Genomic DNA, 18,950 nt, shown 5'->3' with positions numbered 1-18,950 from the left:
TCCTATTTTTGCGCATGCAACACGACAAGGTATTAATTTTAGACTTCGGATCGCAATACACACAACTTATTGCCCGTAGAGTTAGGGAACTCAACATTTACTCCGAAATTCATCCATTCAACAAAATTCCAACAAACATTCAAGATTACAAAGCTGTAATCTTATCTGGTAGCCCGTTTTCAGTAAGAGGTGAAGAGGCTTTACATCCAGATTTATCAGAAATAAGAGGTAAAAAACCATTATTGGCTGTATGTTATGGCGCTCAATACTTGGCTCATTTTTCTGGTGGAGAAGTAGCTCCTTCAAATACACGCGAGTATGGACGTGCAAATTTATCGTTTATTAAAGGTAATGAACCGTTTTTTGCTCATGTTCATACGGGAAGTCAAGTTTGGATGAGTCATAGTGATACCATAAAAAAACTACCAGAAAATGGGGTTCTAATTGCGAGTACACACGATGTTGAAAATGCGGCCTATAGAATTAATGGTGAAGAAACTTATGCGATTCAATTTCACCCAGAAGTATATCATTCTTCCGATGGAAAACAAATTCTAGAAAACTTTTTAGTAAGTATTGCAGGTCTACACCAAGATTGGACACCAGATTCTTTTGTGGAAGAAACGGTTGAAGCTATTCAAGAAAAAGTAGGCAACGATAAAGTCGTTTTAGGACTTTCAGGCGGTGTAGATTCTACAGTAGCAGCGGTTTTATTAAATAAAGCTATTGGTAAAAACTTATATTGCATTTTTGTTAATAACGGCTTACTTCGTAAAAATGAATTTGAAAATGTTTTAAATCAATACGAAGGCATGGGGCTTAATGTAAAAGGTGTTGATGCCTCCAAACGATTTTTAGATGCCTTAGCTGGAATTGAAGACCCAGAATTAAAACGAAAAGCAATAGGTAATGCATTTATTGAAGTTTTTGATGACGAAGCTCATAAACTTGAAGACGTTAAATGGTTAGCACAAGGAACTATTTATCCTGATGTTATAGAAAGTGTTTCTGCTACTGGCGGACCATCAGCAACTATAAAAAGTCACCATAATGTAGGTGGATTACCCGATTTTATGAAACTTAAAATTGTTGAGCCACTACGAGCTATATTTAAAGATGAAGTAAGACGAGTAGGAGCTACTTTAGGAATAGATCCAGAGCTTTTAGGTCGTCATCCATTTCCAGGACCAGGATTAGGTATTCGTATTTTAGGAGATATTACTGCTGAAAAAGTAAAAATGCTTCAAGAAGTAGATTATATTTTTATCAACGGACTCAAAGAATGGGGTTTATACGATAAAGTGTGGCAAGCTGGTGCTATGTTATTGCCTGTAAATAGTGTAGGAGTAATGGGAGATGAGCGTACTTACGAAAAATGTGTTGCTCTTAGAGCTGTTGAAAGCACCGATGGAATGACTGCCGATTGGGTTAATTTACCTTACGAATTCCTTCAAAAAACATCAAACGATATAATAAATAAAGTTAAAGGCGTTAATAGAGTAGTATATGATATAAGCTCTAAACCTCCAGCAACTATTGAATGGGAATAATTTCCATTTTGGCATGCTATATGTAATAGTAAAAATATATGCTTGCTTTTTAATTAAGAAGTAATCGTCTTTATTATAAAAACAAACGTATATAATTAAATTAAGCAGGTTTTATTATATTTATATCAAGCAGATAATTACAATATGAACAGATTTTTATTAGTATTTATTTTAGTTTTAGCATTTAGTTTTACTTCTGTTAATGCACAAAATTTTAGCACACATCAAGTTAAAGAAGGCGAAACTGTAGAAAGTATAGCAAAACGTTATTATGTAACCCCTTCAGATATTTATGGCTTAAATCCAGATGCAAAAAATGAGTTAAAAGCTAATACTATTTTAATCATTCCACTTTCTAAGGCTAATAAACCAGAAGTTACTATTGTAAAAGAGTTACAAGGTTTTAGAGAGCATAAAACCAGACGTAAAGAAACGCTTTATAGCTTATCAAAAAAATATGATATTTCAGAAGATGAAATAAAAAAGCATAATACGTTCCTTTATGCAAATCCATTACGTAAAGGTGATAAAATTCAAATACCAATTTATAAAATTACTGAAGTTGTAGAGGAAAACCCTCTTACACAAGAATATACTGTTCAACCTAAAGAAGGTAAATGGCGTATTGCTTATAAGTTTGGAATTTCTGTAAATGAATTAGAAATACTTAATCCAGATATGGGTGAGGTTTTAAAAGAAGGACAAGTAATTAATGTACCAAACATAGAAACCGAAGAAGTAAAAGAGGTTGATGAAAAATACAGCTACTACAAAGTATTACCAAAAGAAGGGTTTTACCGTTTAAAGCTTAAACTAGGTTTAGAGCAATCTGAAATTGAAACACTAAATCCTGGTTTGGCAGAAACAGGTTTAAAAAACGGTATGATTTTAAAAATACCGTACTCAAATTTGGCTAATGGTGTTATTCAAGCAGATTCAGCGCGTATTAATTTAATTGATAGTATTTCAGATTTTAATACAAAACATATAGCGGTTATGCTTCCTTTTAGATTAAACCGTGTAGATTTTGATAATAGTTCAGATACAAAAAGTAGTATAAAAAAAGACCCGTATTTAAATGCATCTTTAGATTTTTATTCAGGGGTTTTAATGGCAATAGATTCTTTAAAATCACTTGGAATTTCTTTAAAAGTTGATGTTTACGATACTAAGTATCAAGTAAGTGAAGTAGATAAAATACTTAACGAAAATAATTTTGAAGATGTTGATGCTGTTATTGGTCCATTAACACCAGATAGTTTTAACAAAGTGGCTTCAGAATTAAGGGTGTACAATACTCCGGTAATTTCTCCAATTGGTGAAAATTTAAAACTCTACGATAATGTTTTTCAGTCTAAACCATCAGCCGATTTATTGAAAAGCAAAGTGGTTAATTTTGTTAGAGCAGATAGTTTAATAAGTAATATCATTATTATTTCTGATACTAAAACTTCAGCGATAGCTAATGATCTTAAGCGCGAGTTTAATCAAGCTAAACAAGTATTTTCACGTAAGAACAAAAAAGGAGAAGACGAGTTTTTTGTCACAAAAGAAGATATAGAAGATGCTTTAAAACCGGGAAAAAACATTGTGTTCATAGAAACCACAAACGAAGGATTTGCCTCTAACGTTACAAGTGTTTTAGCATCGTTACATAAAAGGGTGAGTGAGGAAGTAGAGCAAGAACCTTCAGAAATTGTACTGGTTACAACTAATATTAATTCTGCTTTTGAAGGCGATCAAATAAACAATACCCATTTATCAAAATTACAATTTCATTTTGCAACCACTTCAAAAGAGTATAGCGAGAATGATAATAACGCATTTGTAAAAAAATACGATAAAATTTATAACATTACACCAAATAAAAGAGCTGTTAAAGGCTTCGATTTAACTATGGATGTAGTGTTACGATTAGTATCATCAGAAGATTTATATATGTCTGTTAAAAACGCACCTTTAACAGAATATGTAGAAAATAAGTTTGCTTACAAAAAGAAGCTTTTTGGAGGGTATTATAACGATACTGTTTATCTTGTAAAGTACGACGATTTAACTATTGTTGAGGTAAAGCAATAAGCAATTAAGCTTATCGTTTTATATTAAAATAGTTTTTCTGTGCTTAGAATTTTCTTTATTATATGTTTGTTTTTAAGTGTTCATAACGATGAACCCGTAATTTCCTGGAATGAATCTTACAAATTATCCTGGAACGATTTTAAAGCACAACCTAATAATAGATCTAGTGCTGTAGCTATAACTGCTTCGGGTATTACTTTTGGATTTTCTATAACGCAAACCGATAGTAATAAAGTGGTTAGTTTTACAACCGAAGTACACGCTCATTTTTATCCAGAGCAATCTTGGTATAAAATAGAATTAGCAGATCATCATGTGTTAGGGCACGAACAATTACATTTTGATATTACCGAATTACATACCCGAAAATTTAGGCAAAGAATTAGCCAATTAAAAGTATCTAATAGCATAAGAAGTGAGTTAAAGCAGTTACACGATACTATTAATAAAGAACTTGCACAAATGCAAAATAAGTACGACAGTGAAACCGATTATTCCAGAAATTTTGAAACGCAGGCAGAATGGAAAATTTATGTTGAGACAGAACTTAAAAAACTTTCAAAATACAAATCTGTTGATTAAACCTTACGTCATTGCGAAGGAGGAACGACTGTGGCAATCTGTTTAATAAAATCTTTTATTTATGTTACCAGATAAACAATTTTTAATTGATTTAGCACATACCAAAATGCCTTATGGCAAGTATAAAGACAGGTATTTAATAGATTTACCAGAGTATTATGTGGTTTGGTATCATAGCAAAGGTTTTCCAAAAGGGAAGTTAGGCGATATGCTTACACAGGTTTACGAGCTTAAATTAAACGGATTAGAAGATTTAATACGGAATATTAAAAAACAATATCCTAAAAGATAAATTTTGATTTTCGTTTAACTAAAACGAGCAATTTTTTTTATACGGTGTTGGCAGTAGTTTTTTACCATTTCCCATAAAATGATGAAATATCAAAATAATATGAAATCTCTTGTCCGTCTGCTTTTTTAAATTTTAATTCATCATAAGGTTTTCCTTTGTGTTCAATTAATGCTTGACCTAACAATTGGCAACCTTGACATTTATTTCTGGCAAATTCATACTCTTCTGCAATACTTTTAACCTTAACTGCATTTTCTATAGACAAACCATCTTTGACAGATTTTCTTGATTTTGCATTTGAAGATCTTGTGTCAATAAAAGTGTAATTTTTGTCCTCAAAGTCGACATCTGTATTAAACATTTCAAATTTAACTTGGTCTTTGTTTAGAACAACATATTTATAACTATCAGTTTTGTCAGAATTTGTATGATATTCATAAAATTTATTTCCTTCAACCCACCAGTTTCCTTTTTCAATAAATTCATCGGTTTCTCCATCGTAAATAGTTTTAAAATTTAGTGTAAATGTTCCATCATCATCCCTTGTCATCAGCCATTCTTTTTTTAGCCCCTTAACTTGTTTGTCATTTTCAGAACCTTCCCAATTCCCAACAAGTTTTTTATCAATTTGTTTTCCGTTAGTTAATGTCTTAATCGAAGAGCAAGAACTTAAAGTCAATATTAATATTAAAGAAATTGATAAAATATTTTTGAATTTATTCATAATGTTTGTTTTAATTACTGCCAATGCGATGATATGACGTCGTTCTTTAATGACTTATATCAATCGTTAAACTAAGGTAGCTGAAAAATTTAATATAGTCAAGTTGAGCAGATTTTCTATTTTTTATAGTATGTAATGTATTCAATAGCAAACCGTTCTCCTATTAATCGTTGTCCTTCTGCATTAAAATGAATCTTATCGCCTTTATCTTTTAAATCTGTAGTTTTAATTAAAAAAGTATGTTTATCGGTTAAAGTATACTGTTTTATTTGAGTATTTATATTTTGCCAACTTTCATTATCTGTAGAGTAGCTTCCAAGTTCGGCTATTAAAATAGGGAGTCTTTTATCTTCTGTTATTGTTCTGAATTTAGAAAATAGCTCCCCTAATTTTTCTTGATAACCATTAGAGTTACCAGTATCACTTTCTCCTTGATGCCATAAAACACCTTTAATTTGTCCAATACCTTTGCCTATTTCTACTTTTTGTTTGAAGTTAGTAAGCAATTGTACATCTCTGTGTACAGAATCGTTTATCCATTTGTTAATTGGGCTGCCACCAACAGCTGTTGGGATAAGCACTATAGAAACATCATCTGGTACGTGTTCTAAGAGCTTTTTACCAAATGAAAGGCCACAATCTAAACCTGTTAAATTGGGTTCATAAAAATGAAGCGGTTCTTTAGCCAAAACAACTTCATTCTGCTTATTTATTGTAAAAATACGGTTGGACGGTATGGTGTCTTGCGGTTCAACAAAACCACGTCCTGCCATATTAGATTGTCCTGCTAGTAGAAATACCCAAGTTTTCTTTTTTTTAGAAACTGGATGTGCAGAAACCACTTCTTTTGGAAAATTTTGAGTTCTTCCCAGTTTAGGTTTAAACATAGAATGTAGCCAATTTTTTGCTAAAGAAGGCCATGTTTCTGCAGCTATATTTCCCGGGCGCATACCATAACCGTGTCCGCCCTCTGGTAAAAAATGCAATTCTACAGGTATTTTATGATCGCGTAATGCAGTAGTCATAACAAGAGCACTATTTCCGTAAGGGTCATCGGCAGTTTCAAAAATAAAAAACGGAGGTGTTTTATCTGTAATAGTTAATTCTGGTGTTAAACTTCGGTTTTCTCCTTTATCTAAATATGCAGGGTAAATAAGTATTGAAAAATCCGGACGACTAGAAAGATTATCTAAATCATCAATTTTAGAGTAGGAGTCTGTAGTAAATCTAGTTGAAGCTCTTGCGGCTAAACTTCCTCCGGCAGAAAACCCTAAAACTCCTATTTTATCTGGGTTAATGTTATACTTTTTTGAATGCCCACGCACAATTCTTATAGCTCTTTGTATATCGTTTAATGCACCTTCTTGTTTTTCTGGTACTCGATATTCTAATACAAAAGCTGTGTATCCTAGTGTGTTTAGCCATTCGGCAATTTCATAACCTTCTTTATTTACAGTTAAATATTGATAGCCTCCACCAGGGCAAACAATAATACCAACATCAGAATCATTTCTCTTTTCAGGCTTAAAAACTGTTAAAGTAGGGTTTGTAATATCGGTTAATCGTATAACGTTTCCACTTCTATTATCAGTTTGTCTGGGTGGGTGTTTTGCTTTTTTTTCTCCTGGAACTTCATTGGGCCATAAATAAATAATGTCTTTTGTTTGTGAGTTTGCCAATGAAGAAAATAATAGAACAATTAAGAATAAGTTTGCTAAAAAACTATTTTTTAAGGTTGTCATTTTAATATATAGCTTAAGAGTTAAAGACTTTTGTAATCTGCAATCATTTTATCGGTTATGGCATTAAAATGCTCATCAACTATTTGATTTTCTGGTTTGTTATACCAAGCAACTATTTCTTTTACACCATCATGAAAAGATATTTGCGGATTAAATTCAGGTACCAATTTTTTAATTTTTGAATTATCAAAAATCATACTGTACATCTTGTCACCCAGTAAGCTATCTCCAATATTCTTATCGTATTTTGCAATAAATTCAGATGGTATTGTGACTAATTTAGCTTCAACACCCATTTCTTTTGCCATAATTCTGTAAATATCATTCCATGATAATAATTCGTTATTAGTAATATGGAAAGCTTCGTTAATGGCTTCTGGTTTTCCTAATAAGCCAATTAAACCAACTGCAAAATCGCGATGATTAGTAAATGTCCAGATTGATGAACCATCTCCATGTACAACTACTGGTAAGCCTTTTTTCATTCTATGTAAAACGGTGTAGCCACCTTCCATAGGAATTAAAGTTTTGTCGTAAGTGTGTGAAGGACGCACAATTGTGTATGGGAAGCCATTTTCTTTATATGCTTTTCGTAATAAATCTTCGCATGCAATTTTATTTTGTGAGTATTCCCAAACCGGATTGTATAACGGTGTGTCTTCAGTTACTGGTAAACGTTCTGGTGGTGTTTGATAAATAGATGCAGAACTTATAAAAACAAACTGTTTGGTTTTACCAGTAAATAGTTTAATATCGTTTTCAATATGCTCAGGTTCAAAGGCAATCCAATCTACAACAGCATCAAAGTTATGATTTTCAAGAGCTTTTTTGGTAGCTTCAAAATCTCTTATATCTGCGATTATTGTTTTCACACCTTCAATCTTTCTAAAGCTTTCACCTCTGTTTAGATGATATAAATCAATACCGCGTTTTACAGCTAATTCTGATGATGCAGAACTAATAATACCAGTTCCGCCAATAAATAGTACTTTCATGTGTTTTTTCTTATTGTTTTTCAATGGTCACATGTAACCTTTGTCAATTAAAATAATCATTCCAAGGTAAGTTTGATAATTATTTTAATTGTTTCGGTTTCATTTTGGTTTTTAAGTTAGAAAACTAAGATAGTGTCTTTTGTTGAAAAATTGCTTTCAAATAACTAAAACAATTCGCCAATAACTATTTTAATTTTGTAAATTTGCCTGCGTTTACAAGCGCAACATGACAACTACAACAAAATACATATTTGTAACCGGTGGTGTTACATCATCTCTTGGAAAAGGTATTATAGCAGCATCTCTGGCTAAATTACTTCAAGCACAAGGGTATAGGGTTACCATTCAAAAATTAGATCCTTATATAAATGTAGATCCAGGAACATTGAATCCATATGAACATGGCGAATGTTATGTAACCGAAGATGGTGCAGAAACCGATTTAGATTTAGGGCATTATGAACGTTTTTTAAACGTACCTACAAGTCAGGCAAATAATGTAACTACAGGTCGAATTTACCAAAGTGTTATAGATAAAGAAAGACGTGGCGAGTTTCTTGGAAAAACGGTACAGGTTGTTCCTCATATTACTGATGAGATTAAAGAACGTGTTCAAATTTTAGGAAAATCTGGAGATTATGATATAGTTATCACTGAAATTGGAGGAACAGTAGGTGATATAGAGTCCTTACCATATATAGAAGCAGTACGACAATTACGTTGGGATTTAGGTGAAAACAATGGTATTGTTATTCATTTAACATTGGTTCCTTATTTATCTGCTGCAGGCGAATTAAAAACAAAACCTACACAACATAGTGTAAAAACACTTATGGAAAGTGGAGTGCAAGCCGATATTTTGGTTTGTAGAACAGAACATGATTTACCAGACGATTTACGTAAAAAACTAGCTTTATTCTGTAATGTTAGGGAAGAGGCGGTTATTCAATCTATTGATGCTTCAACGATATACGATGTTCCAAATTTAATGTTGGAAGAAGGTTTAGATAAAGTGGTACTTAAAAAGTTAAATCTTAAAAGTACAAAGCCAGATATTGAAAATTGGAATAAGTTTTTAAAACGCCATAAAAATCCAACATCAGAAATCAATATAGGTTTAGTTGGTAAGTATGTTGAGTTGCAAGATTCATACAAATCTATTTTAGAATCCTTTATTCATGCAGGGGCAGAGAATGAAGTGAAAGTTAATATTGAGTCTATTCATTCAGAATATTTAAATAGCGATAATATTAAACTAAAATTATCTCATTTAGATGGTGTTTTAGTAGCTCCAGGTTTTGGTGAGCGAGGTATTGAAGGAAAAATTGATGCCGTAAAATATGTACGCGAGCATAAAATTCCTTTCTTAGGTATTTGTTTGGGTATGCAAATGGCAGTAATTGAATTTGCTAGAAACGTTTTGGGAATAGCAGATGCAGATTCTACCGAAATGAACCCTGATACAAAAAATCCTGTAATTGATTTAATGGAAGATCAAAAAACCATTACAGATAAAGGTGGAACCATGCGTTTAGGTGCTTGGGATTGTGACTTGAAAATGGGTAGCGCTGCACGCGATATTTACAAAGCAGAAAGTATTAAAGAGCGTCATCGCCATCGTTATGAGTTTAATAGTAAATACAAAGCGCAAATGGAAGCCGCTGGTATGGTAGCTTCTGGTTTAAATCCAGATACAGGTTTGGTAGAGATTATTGAATTGCCAGAGCATCCTTGGTTTGTAGGTGTTCAATATCACCCAGAATATAGAAGTACTGTTGCTAATCCACATCCGTTATTTGTAGCATTTGTAAAAGCAGCTTTAACTCATAAAAAAAAGAAAAAAGGTGTCAGTATGGCACAAAATAAATAGTGGATAGTTTTTTGATAAACTATTGTCATTCCTGTTTTTTTATAGGAATCTTTTAATTTACACGGAAAGAATACATGGAAGAAAAGAAATTAGACATTAATTCGGTAATAGGTTTCATACTTATTTTTGGAATATTAATGTATATGCTTTGGCAAAATCAACCAACGCCAGAAGAACTTGAAGCGCAAGAAAAGGCAAAACAAGAACAAGTTGAAGCAGAAAATAAAGCTAAAGAATTAGAACAAACCAAATTTACCACAGCAGAGGATTATGCAGTTGGAAGCGATGTGGATTCGCTTGAGTTAATCAAATTAAACAATAAACTAGGTGCTTTTGCATATTCAGCATTAAAATCTTCGAATGAAGAAACAAGTGTTGAAAGTGATTTGTTAGCATTAAAATTTAGTAACAAAGGAGGTTATCTTTCTGAGGTTAAACTAAAAAAGTTTGTTGATTTTGATTCTGTTCCTATCTATTTAATTAAGGACAATAATGCGTCTTTCAATATCAATTTCGGAACGACAGATAGTAGAATCTTAAATACTAAAGATTTACCATTTCAGCCTACAGTTACCAAAAATGGCGATGTAACTGTGGTTTCTATGAAGCTCAAAGTATCTGAAAGTAAATTTTTAGAGTACCGTTACGAGATTAAAGATAACGATTACATGATGGATTTTACAATCCGTTCTCAAGGTTTAAGCGATGTTATAAACAGTTCACAAGCTGTTAATTTAGATTGGGATTTAAAAGGATATCGTCATGCTAAAAGTATCTCTTACGAGAACAGATATACCGATATTCATTATGAATATGAAGATGGAAAAGACGATTATACAGGAGCAAGAGATGCAGATGAAGAAATTGAAGATATAACTTGGATAGGCTATAAGCAACACTTTTTTACTTCGGTTTTATTAACTGATACGCCTTTTAAAACAGCACAGATTAAAACTGAAAATTTAGTTGAAGACGAAGCTATTGATACAGTTTATACTAAGCAATTTGCATCTAAAATTCCTTTAGAATTACAAGGTGGAGAAATTAACCAAAGTATGGATTGGTATTATGGACCAAGTGATTACAAGGTTTTAAATGCTTACGATAGAAACTTAGATGAAATTGTACCATTTGGCTGGGGTATTTTTGGTTGGATAAACCGTTATGTTTTCATGCCTTTATTTGGTTTCTTAGGTGGTTTTATGCCTTATGGAATTGCTATTGTAGTTATGACCATTTTAGTGAAAATATTGTTGTCTTTTGTACAATACAAACAATTCTTGTCTCAGGCTAAGATGAAAATTTTAAAGCCAGAATTAGACGAAATTCGTGAGAAGTATAAAAACAATAAAATGAAAGCGCAACAAGAAACTATGGCGTTGCAAAATAAAGCAGGAGCAAGCCCAATGGCGGGTTGTTTACCAGCTTTAATACAGTTGCCTGTGTTTTATGCGTTGTTTCAATTCTTCCCTTCGGCGTTCGATTTAAGACAAAAAAGTTTCCTTTGGGCAGACGATTTATCATCGTACGATACGGTGGCAAACCTACCATTCAATATACCATTTTATGGAGACCACGTGAGTTTATTTCCGTTATTGGCATCTATAGCTATATTCTTTTATATGCGTTTAACAACGGGGCAACAAATGAATACGCAACCACAACAGGAAGGTATGCCAGATATGGCGAAAATGATGAAATATATGATGTATTTCTCACCAATAATGATGTTGTTTTTCTTTAATAACTATGCCTCTGGATTAAGTTTATACTATTTTATATCTAACTTAATTAGTATTGGAATCATTTTAGTGATTAAAAACTATATTCTCGATGAAGATAAAATTCATGCTCAAATTCAGGAAAACAAAAAGAAGCCAAAAAAACAAGGGCGTTTTCAGAAAAAAATGGCTGAAATGATGGAGCAGGCAGAAAAGCAAAAACAAGCTCAACAAAAACGTAAGTAAATCTTATATCAAATTATAAAAAGCTGTCAAAATGATTATTTTGGCAGCTTTTTTGTTATAAGAAAACAAAAATACAAGCGTTAATAATTTATAAATTCCGCGAAAGCGAAATAAACAATTTACAATGAAGATAGTATATAGCTTTTTAATTTTTCTAATTAATTATAGTTTCATATTTGCACAAGACATTAATCAATTTGATGCCAGTGGAAAACGCCACGGAATTTGGAAAAAGAATTTTGATGAGACTAAAGTATTAAGATACGAAGGCGAGTTTTTACACGGTAAAGAAGTTGGGCTTTTTAAATTTTATAAAAACATAAAAAATAAAGCTGTCTTAACGGCTACTAAGCAATTTAATGAGAATGATAATATTGCAGAAGTAAAGTTTTTATCTTCCAATGGAAAACTTATTAGCGAAGGACAAATGAATGGAAAACGTTACATAGGAACTTGGAAATACTACCAAAAAAATTCTGATAGGCTTTTAACTATCGAGCATTATAATGCAAATGGTAATTTAAATGGCGAGCGTTTGGTGTATTATCCAAACGGACAAATAGCAGAAAAACAAAACTATGTAGATGGTAAACTGGAAGGTTCTTCTTTATGGTATTCTGAAAAAAATGTAGTTTTAAAATCCTTTAATTATGTGAATGACGAGCTGCATGGAGAAGCAAAGTTTTTTAATCCAAAAGGTGAGCTAATTACCGAAGGTTTTTATAAAAAAGGAAAGAAACATGGTATTTGGAAGTTTTATGAAAATAACAAACTAGTTGAAGAAAAGGATTTTACTTATAAACCTAAATACATAAAAAAAACTCCTTAATTTCTTAAGGAGCCCTTTTTCATAGACAATTTTTAGTCGAACTATATTGCCTACAATCAACAAACCAAACTAACTATTATTAAGTATAATCTAAAATCATGTTTATGGTGGGGTCGCAACTTTAAAGATAGTTTTTGGTTATACAATTTTTATATTACATCAACAGCGATAATGCCCTGTAAATTGTATGTATCGTTTAAAGTTGCTTGAACCACCATGTTATTTATGCCGCTGTTTTTTTAATTATTTATTCACTAGGTAGTAAAACTTTATCTATTACATGCACAACACCGTTGGTTGCTAAAACATTTAATAGGCTTGGTACTAAACCTGCGGCAGGATCAGATCCTGAAGCGTCTTGAACAGTTAGATCACCTAAACTAATGGTAACATCTTGCTCGTTTAACATAGTTACATTACCATCAACTAAATCTGTTGAAAATACATTTACATTTGCTTGAACTACATGATGTGTTAGTATTCCTGCAACAACTGAAGGTTCTGCACCATTTATTGTTGCTAAATCTAAGCCAGCAGCTTCAAAAGCAGCATCTACAGGCGCGAAAACTGTGTATGGACCATCACCCGCAAAAAAGTCTGCTAAACCAGCTCTAGCTAAAGCAGCTGCCAACAATGTAAATTCAGCTGGATCACCACCAGCAAAATCACCTACTATTTCGTTTATTGTTTGCGTTGGTGGTAATAAAGTTCTATCAATAACATGAACTACACCATTAGAACCAACTATGTCGGTTGCTACAACTGTAGTTGTTCCATTTATTGAAACATCTCCACCAGCATTTGTTATATAAATATTTTCACCTCCCAATGTAGGTACACCAGCAGCAGCACCTGTTGTAGACGGTAGCATTGAAGCCATAACTGTTCCATCAACAACATGATATGCTAAAACAGCGTCAGCTCCATTTACATCTGTAATTCCAGCAGCTTCAAAAGCAGCATTAGTTGGAGCAAATAAAGTTAATCCTTCATCACTAGGACCATTCCCTAAAAGTAGTCCTAAGATGTCTGTATTAGCAGCTTGAACCGCTGCTATAAGCGTTGTAAAATCTTTGTTAAAATAAGCAGGAGCTACAATAGTACCAACTATTGGTAATATAGAAGGTGGAACTATAACACTATCAATAATATGAACAATACCGTTTGTTCCCTCTACATCGGCTGTAGTAACTGTTGCACCACTAATAGAAACTCCATTACTATCAGCAACTAAATTTGCTTCTTCACCATTAGCCATAGTGATTGGGCCAGTAGTAACAGCACTAGCTTCTACGGCAGCTGCTGTAAATACGTGATATTGTAAAACATTCTTTAATACATCTTCTGGAATATCATCGATAGAAGTTTGTCCAATGGCAGTTAATAGTGCAGCAAACGCATCATTATCTGGTGCAAAAACGGTGTAAGTTCCACTTTCGCTTAAAAGGGTTACAAGGTCAGGATACTTTACTAAAGCAGATACTAAGCTTGATAATTGAGGTGTTGCTTGTGCAAGTTCTACAATAGAATTTGTTGGTCCTGGATCAACAATTACTGTGTTGTCATCATCATTATTACAAGATAATGATAGTGATACCATCATAACTAGTAATAAAGTTTTTGTTAAAGCTGTTAATGTTTTCATTTTAAAGGTTTTTAAATTTGTTTAACAAAAGTATAAAAAACTTAAACAAAAAACCAAATTTTGTTTAAGTTTTTTTTAAAATAAGTAAACAAAATATTATTTTACCTATGATTTCGAGTCTACAGATTTATATGAAATCTTGTAATTATATGTATCTTTGTACACTAATTTTATTAAAATGAAACGCGTTATTATTGGGCTTTCTGGAGGCGTAGACTCTAGTGTTGCTGCATATTTGTTAAAGCAGCAAGGGTATGAGGTTATTGGTTTGTTTATGAAAAACTGGCATGATGATTCTGTGACTATATCTAATGAATGTCCGTGGTTAGATGATAGTAATGATGCCATGCTTGTTGCAGAAAAATTAGGTATCCCTTTTCAAACTGTAGATTTAAGTGAGCAATATAAAGAACGAATTGTTGATTATATGTTCAATGAATATGAAAAAGGAAGAACACCAAATCCAGATGTGCTTTGTAATAGAGAAATAAAGTTTGATGTTTTTATGAAAATAGCTCTAGATCTAGGAGCAGATTATGTTGCTACAGGACACTATTGCAGAAAAGGAACTATTCAAAAAAATGGGAAAGACATTTATCAATTGTTAGCAGGTATAGATGGTAATAAAGATCAATCTTATTTTTTATGTCAATTATCACAAGCGCAATTAGCAAAATCTTTATTTCCTATAGGTGAATTAACAAAACCAGAAGTAAGACAAATAGCTTCAGAAATTGGTTTAACAACAGCCGATAAAAAAGATTCTCAAGGACTTTGTTTTATTGGGAAAGTAAAGTTACCAGACTTTCTTCAACAGCAACTTAAACCAAAAGAAGGTGTTATTGTTGAAATTCCTAAGGAACAAGATATATTTAATGAAGTTCAACCACATTTTGATTCAGAAGAAGAAAAGCTGAAATTCTTATCTCGAAAAATTGATTACAAAGTTGATTATGGTAAAATAGTTGGTAAACATCAAGGCGCGCATTATTTCACTAAAGGCCAAAGAAAAGGTTTAGCGGTTGGTGGAACCGTAGAGCCATTATTTGTAATTGATACCGATGTTGAAGAAAATGTAATTTACACGGGGCAAGGTAAAGAGCATCCTGGTTTATTTAAAAAGGCTTTATTTGTTTCTAATGAAGAATTACACTGGGTTCGTGAAGACTTGGCTTTAAATACAGACGAAACTATGCAGGTTAAAGCTAGAATTCGTTACAGACAAGCTTTAGAAAATGCTACATTGCATAAAGTGGGTAGTGGTTTATATGTAGAATTTGAAGAATTTCAGTCTGCGATAACCGAAGGTCAATTTGTTGCTTGGTACAAAGACGATGAATTATTAGGTTCTGGAGTCATTTCATAATAAAAATTTATGCCAAATAGAATTACAGAGTTATTCAATATAAAATATCCAATTATTCAAGCAGGAATGGTTTGGAATAGTGGCTGGCGATTAGCTTCTGCAGCAAGTAATGCAGGTGTTTTAGGACTTTTAGGTGCAGGAAGTATGTATCCTGAAGTTCTTCGAGAACATATCCAAAAATGTAAAAAAGTTACTGATAAACCTTTTGGTGTAAATGTGCCTATGCTATATCCCAATATTCAGGAAATTATGGATATTATAGTTGAGGAGGATGTGAAAATAGTATTCACTTCTGCAGGAAATCCTAAAATTTGGACCAAATGGTTACAGGAAAAAGGTATAACCGTGGTTCATGTGGTAAGCAGTGTTAAGTTTGCTTTAAAAGCTCAAGAAGCTGGTGTTGATGGTGTTGTAGCTGAAGGTTTTGAAGCTGGGGGACATAACGGAAGAGATGAAACCACTACGCTTACTTTAATACCTATGGTAAAAGAACATATACACATTCCGCTAATTGCTGCAGGAGGTATTGCCACAGGAAAAGCGATGTTAGCTACAATGATTCTTGGAGCAGATGGCGTACAAGTAGGAAGCAGATTTGTAGCGAGTGAAGAAAGTTCTGCACATCAAGCTTTTAAACAGGTAGTTGTAGATGCCAAAGAAGGAGATACCCAATTAACTTTAAAAGAATTAGCACCAGTAAGATTAATAAAAAACAAGTTTTATAATGATATTCAAGAGCTTTATAAAACAGCTCCTTCACCAGAACAACTTAAAGAATTATTAGGGCGAGCTCGAGCAAAACTAGGTATGTTTGAAGGTGATTTAGATGAAGGAGAATTAGAAATTGGGCAAATATCTGGATTAATTCATGATATAAAACCTACTGCTGTAATAGTTGATGACATGATGCGTGAGTTTGAAGAGGCTAAACATATTGCTAAATCTTTATAGTAATAATCTTTCTTTGTTCTTTGAATCTGACTAATAATAATTTAATCAGAAATCAAACTCCAAGACATGACCCAAAATCTGGACAAATACGAGGTAAAACAACCCAAGTATGAATAAAGAACAGAATAATAAAAAGTAAGCCTATTAGCAACGCATGACTAATATAAACTTCATCTCCTTCGGGTTTAAGCTTTGGCCACAATAACCCAAAGCATCCAATTATAAATAATAAGAAAGGAACACCCGAGAAAAAAATTAGGAATTGTAAACTAAAATTGTCTTGTAAAATACCATAAAAGATAAAACCAACAATTACAGATAAAATCAATAAAACCCAATAGGTTATTTTGTTTTTACTCTTTTTAACACTAGACATTGTAATATGATTTTTAGAATTATCATTACTAAAAGTACATTACATAATGGTTATGCTAAATGATATATATCATTATTTGAAGTTACTTTAAAAATCAAAAAAAGGAGGAAAATAGCTTTTCCTCCTTAAAAATATTCGAAACTAAAAGCAAAATATTTTTAAATCCCTTTAAAATAAAAGCTAAATGTTCCTAATATGCTACTAATTTTAGAGAGATAGCTAACTAAAGCATAGCTAATATATAAAAAAATTCCTTCAATTTTGTTGGAATTTTCATATAATTATTAACATTTGTTAATTTTGAAAAAATTGTATAAGAATATGGCGAAATTGTTTAAAACGAGGCTTAAAAGTTTATTTTTGCCAGATGCAATTAAGGGATTACACAAAAGAATTTAAATATAATTGGCAATTAGCTTCACCTGTAATATTGGGTATGTTAGGGCATACTTTTGTGAGTTTTGTAGATAATATTATGGTGGGGCAACTGGGAACTGCAGAATTAGCTGCTGTTTCTTTAGGCAATAGCTTTATGTTTATCGCCATGTCTTTAGGTATTGGTTTTTCAACAGCTATTACACCTCTTATTGCCGAAGCAGATTCTGAGGGGAATTTTGTTAAGGGAAAATCATCTTTTAAAAATGGTTTGTTTTTATGTACAGTTTTAGGCGTTCTACTTTTTTTAATGGTATTTTTCGCAAAACCATTAATGTATTTTATGAAACAACCAGTTGAGGTTGTAGAATTAGCAATTCCGTATTTAGATTTGGTTGCAGTTTCTTTAATTCCACTAATTATTTTTCAAGGGTTTAAACAATTTAGCGATGGACTATCTATGACTAGATACCCTATGTACGCTACTATTGTGGCCAATATTATTAATATTATACTTAATTATCTGTTGATTTTTGGAAAGTTTGGTTTTCCTGAATTGGGAATTGTAGGTGCTGCTTACGGAACTTTAATTTCTAGAATTGTCATGGTCGGTTATTTATGGATCTTACTTAGAGGTAAAGAAAAATCAAAAGCTTTTGTAACCCATATTAAATTTTTTGTATTAGATAAATTAATGATTAAAAAAATCATCAATTTAGGTGCACCAAGCGCTATGCAAATGTTTTTTGAAGTTGCCATATTTACAGCAGCTATTTGGTTAAGTGGCTTATTGGGTAAAAATCCGCAAGCAGCAAATCAAATTGCGTTAAATTTATCGTCTATGACATTTATGGTCGCTATGGGTTTAAGTGTTGCATCTATGATTAGAGTTGGTAACCAAAAAGGATTGAAGGCTTACTCTGAGTTACGCCGAATAGCTTTTTCTTTATTTTTAATGGGAATTTTGTTTGCTGTTGCATTTGCTATTCTGTTCTTCTTATTTCATAATCAATTACCAAAAATTTATGTAGATTATGATGATGTTAAAAACATACTAGATAATACTGAAGTAGTAAGTATTGCATCTAAACTATTAATTGCTGCTGCAATTTTTCAAATTAGTGATAGCATTCAAGTGTTAGTTTTAGGTGCGCTTAGAGGATTGCAAGATGTTAAAATACCTACTATTATCACTTTTATTTCATATTGGTTAGTAGGTTTTCCAATTAGCTGGTTTTTAGGAAAAGAAAGTGCATATGGTAGCTTCGGCATTTGGTTAGGTTTGTTAGCAGGATTAACCACAGCTGCTATTTTATTGTATATTCGATTTAATTATCTAACTAAAAAGTTAATTTTGTCAAATAATAAATAATTATAAATGACACTTCCAAAATTTATATTAGGCGATAATACAGAATACCCAAATGCTATTTTTGTAATTCATACAGAGTTTCCCAGATTTATTATTAATCTTGAAAATGATGAAGTGGAATGGTTTGAAGATTTTGATGCTGACGACCAAAAGGAACTAGAGACAGAAACAGAAAACGCTATAAAAGAAGCAACAGAGTTTTATGATGCTGAAATAGCAAAGTATGATGAATAAA

At 32.1% G+C, this 18,950-nt stretch carries 16 protein-coding genes; 11 read left to right on the top strand and 5 right to left on the bottom strand.

The window, feature by feature from the left end:
• The first annotated feature begins 14 nt into the window (after positions 1 to 14).
• The 4 genes from guaA (at position 15) to MBM09_RS11585 (ending at position 4,503) form a co-directional block, all read left to right on the top strand.
• Positions 15 to 1,550 (top strand): glutamine-hydrolyzing GMP synthase, encoded by a 1,536-nt coding sequence (gene guaA / locus MBM09_RS11600; RefSeq protein WP_238673892.1) that lies wholly within the window; start codon positions 15 to 17, stop codon positions 1,548 to 1,550.
• A 144-nt stretch (positions 1,551 to 1,694) separates the two neighbouring features.
• Positions 1,695 to 3,629, top strand: coding sequence for a LysM peptidoglycan-binding domain-containing protein (locus MBM09_RS11595; protein WP_238673891.1), 1,935 nt, complete (start codon positions 1,695 to 1,697; stop codon positions 3,627 to 3,629).
• A 39-nt stretch (positions 3,630 to 3,668) separates the two neighbouring features.
• Entirely contained in the window at positions 3,669 to 4,211 is a 543-nt protein-coding gene (locus MBM09_RS11590) for a DUF922 domain-containing protein (protein WP_238673890.1), read from the top strand.
• A gap of 61 nt (positions 4,212 to 4,272) precedes the next feature.
• Positions 4,273 to 4,503: a DUF3820 family protein gene (locus tag MBM09_RS11585; protein WP_238673889.1), complete on the top strand. Its 231-nt coding sequence runs from the start codon at positions 4,273 to 4,275 to the stop codon at positions 4,501 to 4,503.
• A 61-nt stretch (positions 4,504 to 4,564) separates the two neighbouring features.
• Here the strand turns inward: MBM09_RS11585 and MBM09_RS11580 are convergent, their stop codons facing one another.
• From MBM09_RS11580 to MBM09_RS11570, 3 genes are all read right to left on the bottom strand, one after another.
• Positions 4,565 to 5,227, bottom strand: a complete 663-nt coding sequence (locus MBM09_RS11580; protein WP_238673888.1) for a hypothetical protein — start codon at positions 5,225 to 5,227, stop codon at positions 4,565 to 4,567.
• 116 nt (positions 5,228 to 5,343) lie between these two features.
• The gene (locus MBM09_RS11575; protein ID WP_238673887.1) at positions 5,344 to 6,969 is read right to left on the bottom strand and encodes a sialate O-acetylesterase; all 1,626 of its coding nucleotides are present in this window, start codon (positions 6,967 to 6,969) and stop codon (positions 5,344 to 5,346) included.
• Between the two features lie 20 nt (positions 6,970 to 6,989).
• Positions 6,990 to 7,964 carry an NAD-dependent epimerase/dehydratase family protein gene (locus MBM09_RS11570; RefSeq protein ID WP_238673886.1) on the bottom strand — a complete coding sequence of 325 codons (975 nt, stop codon included), beginning with the start codon at positions 7,962 to 7,964 and terminating at the stop codon, positions 6,990 to 6,992.
• Positions 7,965 to 8,190: 226 nt separating this feature from the next.
• Between MBM09_RS11570 and MBM09_RS11565 the strand changes: the two genes are divergently transcribed.
• The 3 genes from MBM09_RS11565 (at position 8,191) to MBM09_RS11555 (ending at position 12,630) form a co-directional block, all read left to right on the top strand.
• Positions 8,191 to 9,834, top strand: a complete 1,644-nt coding sequence (locus tag MBM09_RS11565; RefSeq protein WP_238673885.1) for a CTP synthase — start codon at positions 8,191 to 8,193, stop codon at positions 9,832 to 9,834.
• A gap of 74 nt (positions 9,835 to 9,908) precedes the next feature.
• Positions 9,909 to 11,801 (top strand): membrane protein insertase YidC, encoded by a 1,893-nt coding sequence (yidC, locus tag MBM09_RS11560; protein WP_238673884.1) that lies wholly within the window; start codon positions 9,909 to 9,911, stop codon positions 11,799 to 11,801.
• 124 nt (positions 11,802 to 11,925) lie between these two features.
• On the top strand, positions 11,926 to 12,630 hold the full coding sequence (locus MBM09_RS11555) for a toxin-antitoxin system YwqK family antitoxin (protein ID WP_238673883.1): 705 nt from the start codon (positions 11,926 to 11,928) through the stop codon (positions 12,628 to 12,630).
• Between the two features lie 247 nt (positions 12,631 to 12,877).
• Here MBM09_RS11555 and MBM09_RS11550 read toward each other — a convergent pair whose 3' ends face one another.
• Complete coding sequence (locus MBM09_RS11550; RefSeq protein WP_238673882.1) at positions 12,878 to 14,275, bottom strand: fasciclin domain-containing protein; 1,398 nt, start codon at positions 14,273 to 14,275, stop codon at positions 12,878 to 12,880.
• Between the two features lie 178 nt (positions 14,276 to 14,453).
• Here MBM09_RS11550 and mnmA point away from each other — a divergent pair, with 178 nt between their 5' ends.
• The gene (gene mnmA, locus MBM09_RS11545) at positions 14,454 to 15,641 is read left to right on the top strand and encodes a tRNA 2-thiouridine(34) synthase MnmA (RefSeq protein ID WP_238673881.1); all 1,188 of its coding nucleotides are present in this window, start codon (positions 14,454 to 14,456) and stop codon (positions 15,639 to 15,641) included.
• Positions 15,642 to 15,650: 9 nt separating this feature from the next.
• Positions 15,651 to 16,592: a nitronate monooxygenase family protein gene (locus MBM09_RS11540; protein WP_238673880.1), complete on the top strand. Its 942-nt coding sequence runs from the start codon at positions 15,651 to 15,653 to the stop codon at positions 16,590 to 16,592.
• A 52-nt stretch (positions 16,593 to 16,644) separates the two neighbouring features.
• Here MBM09_RS11540 and MBM09_RS11535 read toward each other — a convergent pair whose 3' ends face one another.
• Positions 16,645 to 16,968, bottom strand: coding sequence for a hypothetical protein (locus MBM09_RS11535; RefSeq protein WP_238673879.1), 324 nt, complete (start codon positions 16,966 to 16,968; stop codon positions 16,645 to 16,647).
• A gap of 367 nt (positions 16,969 to 17,335) precedes the next feature.
• On the opposite strand from MBM09_RS11535, the gene MBM09_RS11530 reads away from it, so the two are divergent.
• Both MBM09_RS11530 and MBM09_RS11525 read left to right on the top strand, forming a co-directional pair.
• Complete coding sequence (locus MBM09_RS11530) at positions 17,336 to 18,715, top strand: MATE family efflux transporter (protein WP_238673878.1); 1,380 nt, start codon at positions 17,336 to 17,338, stop codon at positions 18,713 to 18,715.
• Between the two features lie 6 nt (positions 18,716 to 18,721).
• A complete protein-coding gene (locus tag MBM09_RS11525; protein WP_238673877.1) occupies positions 18,722 to 18,949 on the top strand; it encodes a hypothetical protein in 228 nt (75 codons plus the stop codon).
• The last annotated feature ends 1 nt before the right edge of the window (position 18,950 follow it).

Origin of the sequence: Flaviramulus sp. BrNp1-15 (assembly GCF_022259695.1) — a bacterium.
In the GTDB taxonomy this organism is placed as follows: Bacteria; Bacteroidota; Bacteroidia; order Flavobacteriales; family Flavobacteriaceae; genus BrNp1-15.
Note: the sequence above shows the minus strand (reverse complement) of the source record. Positions and strands in the feature narration are given on the sequence as shown.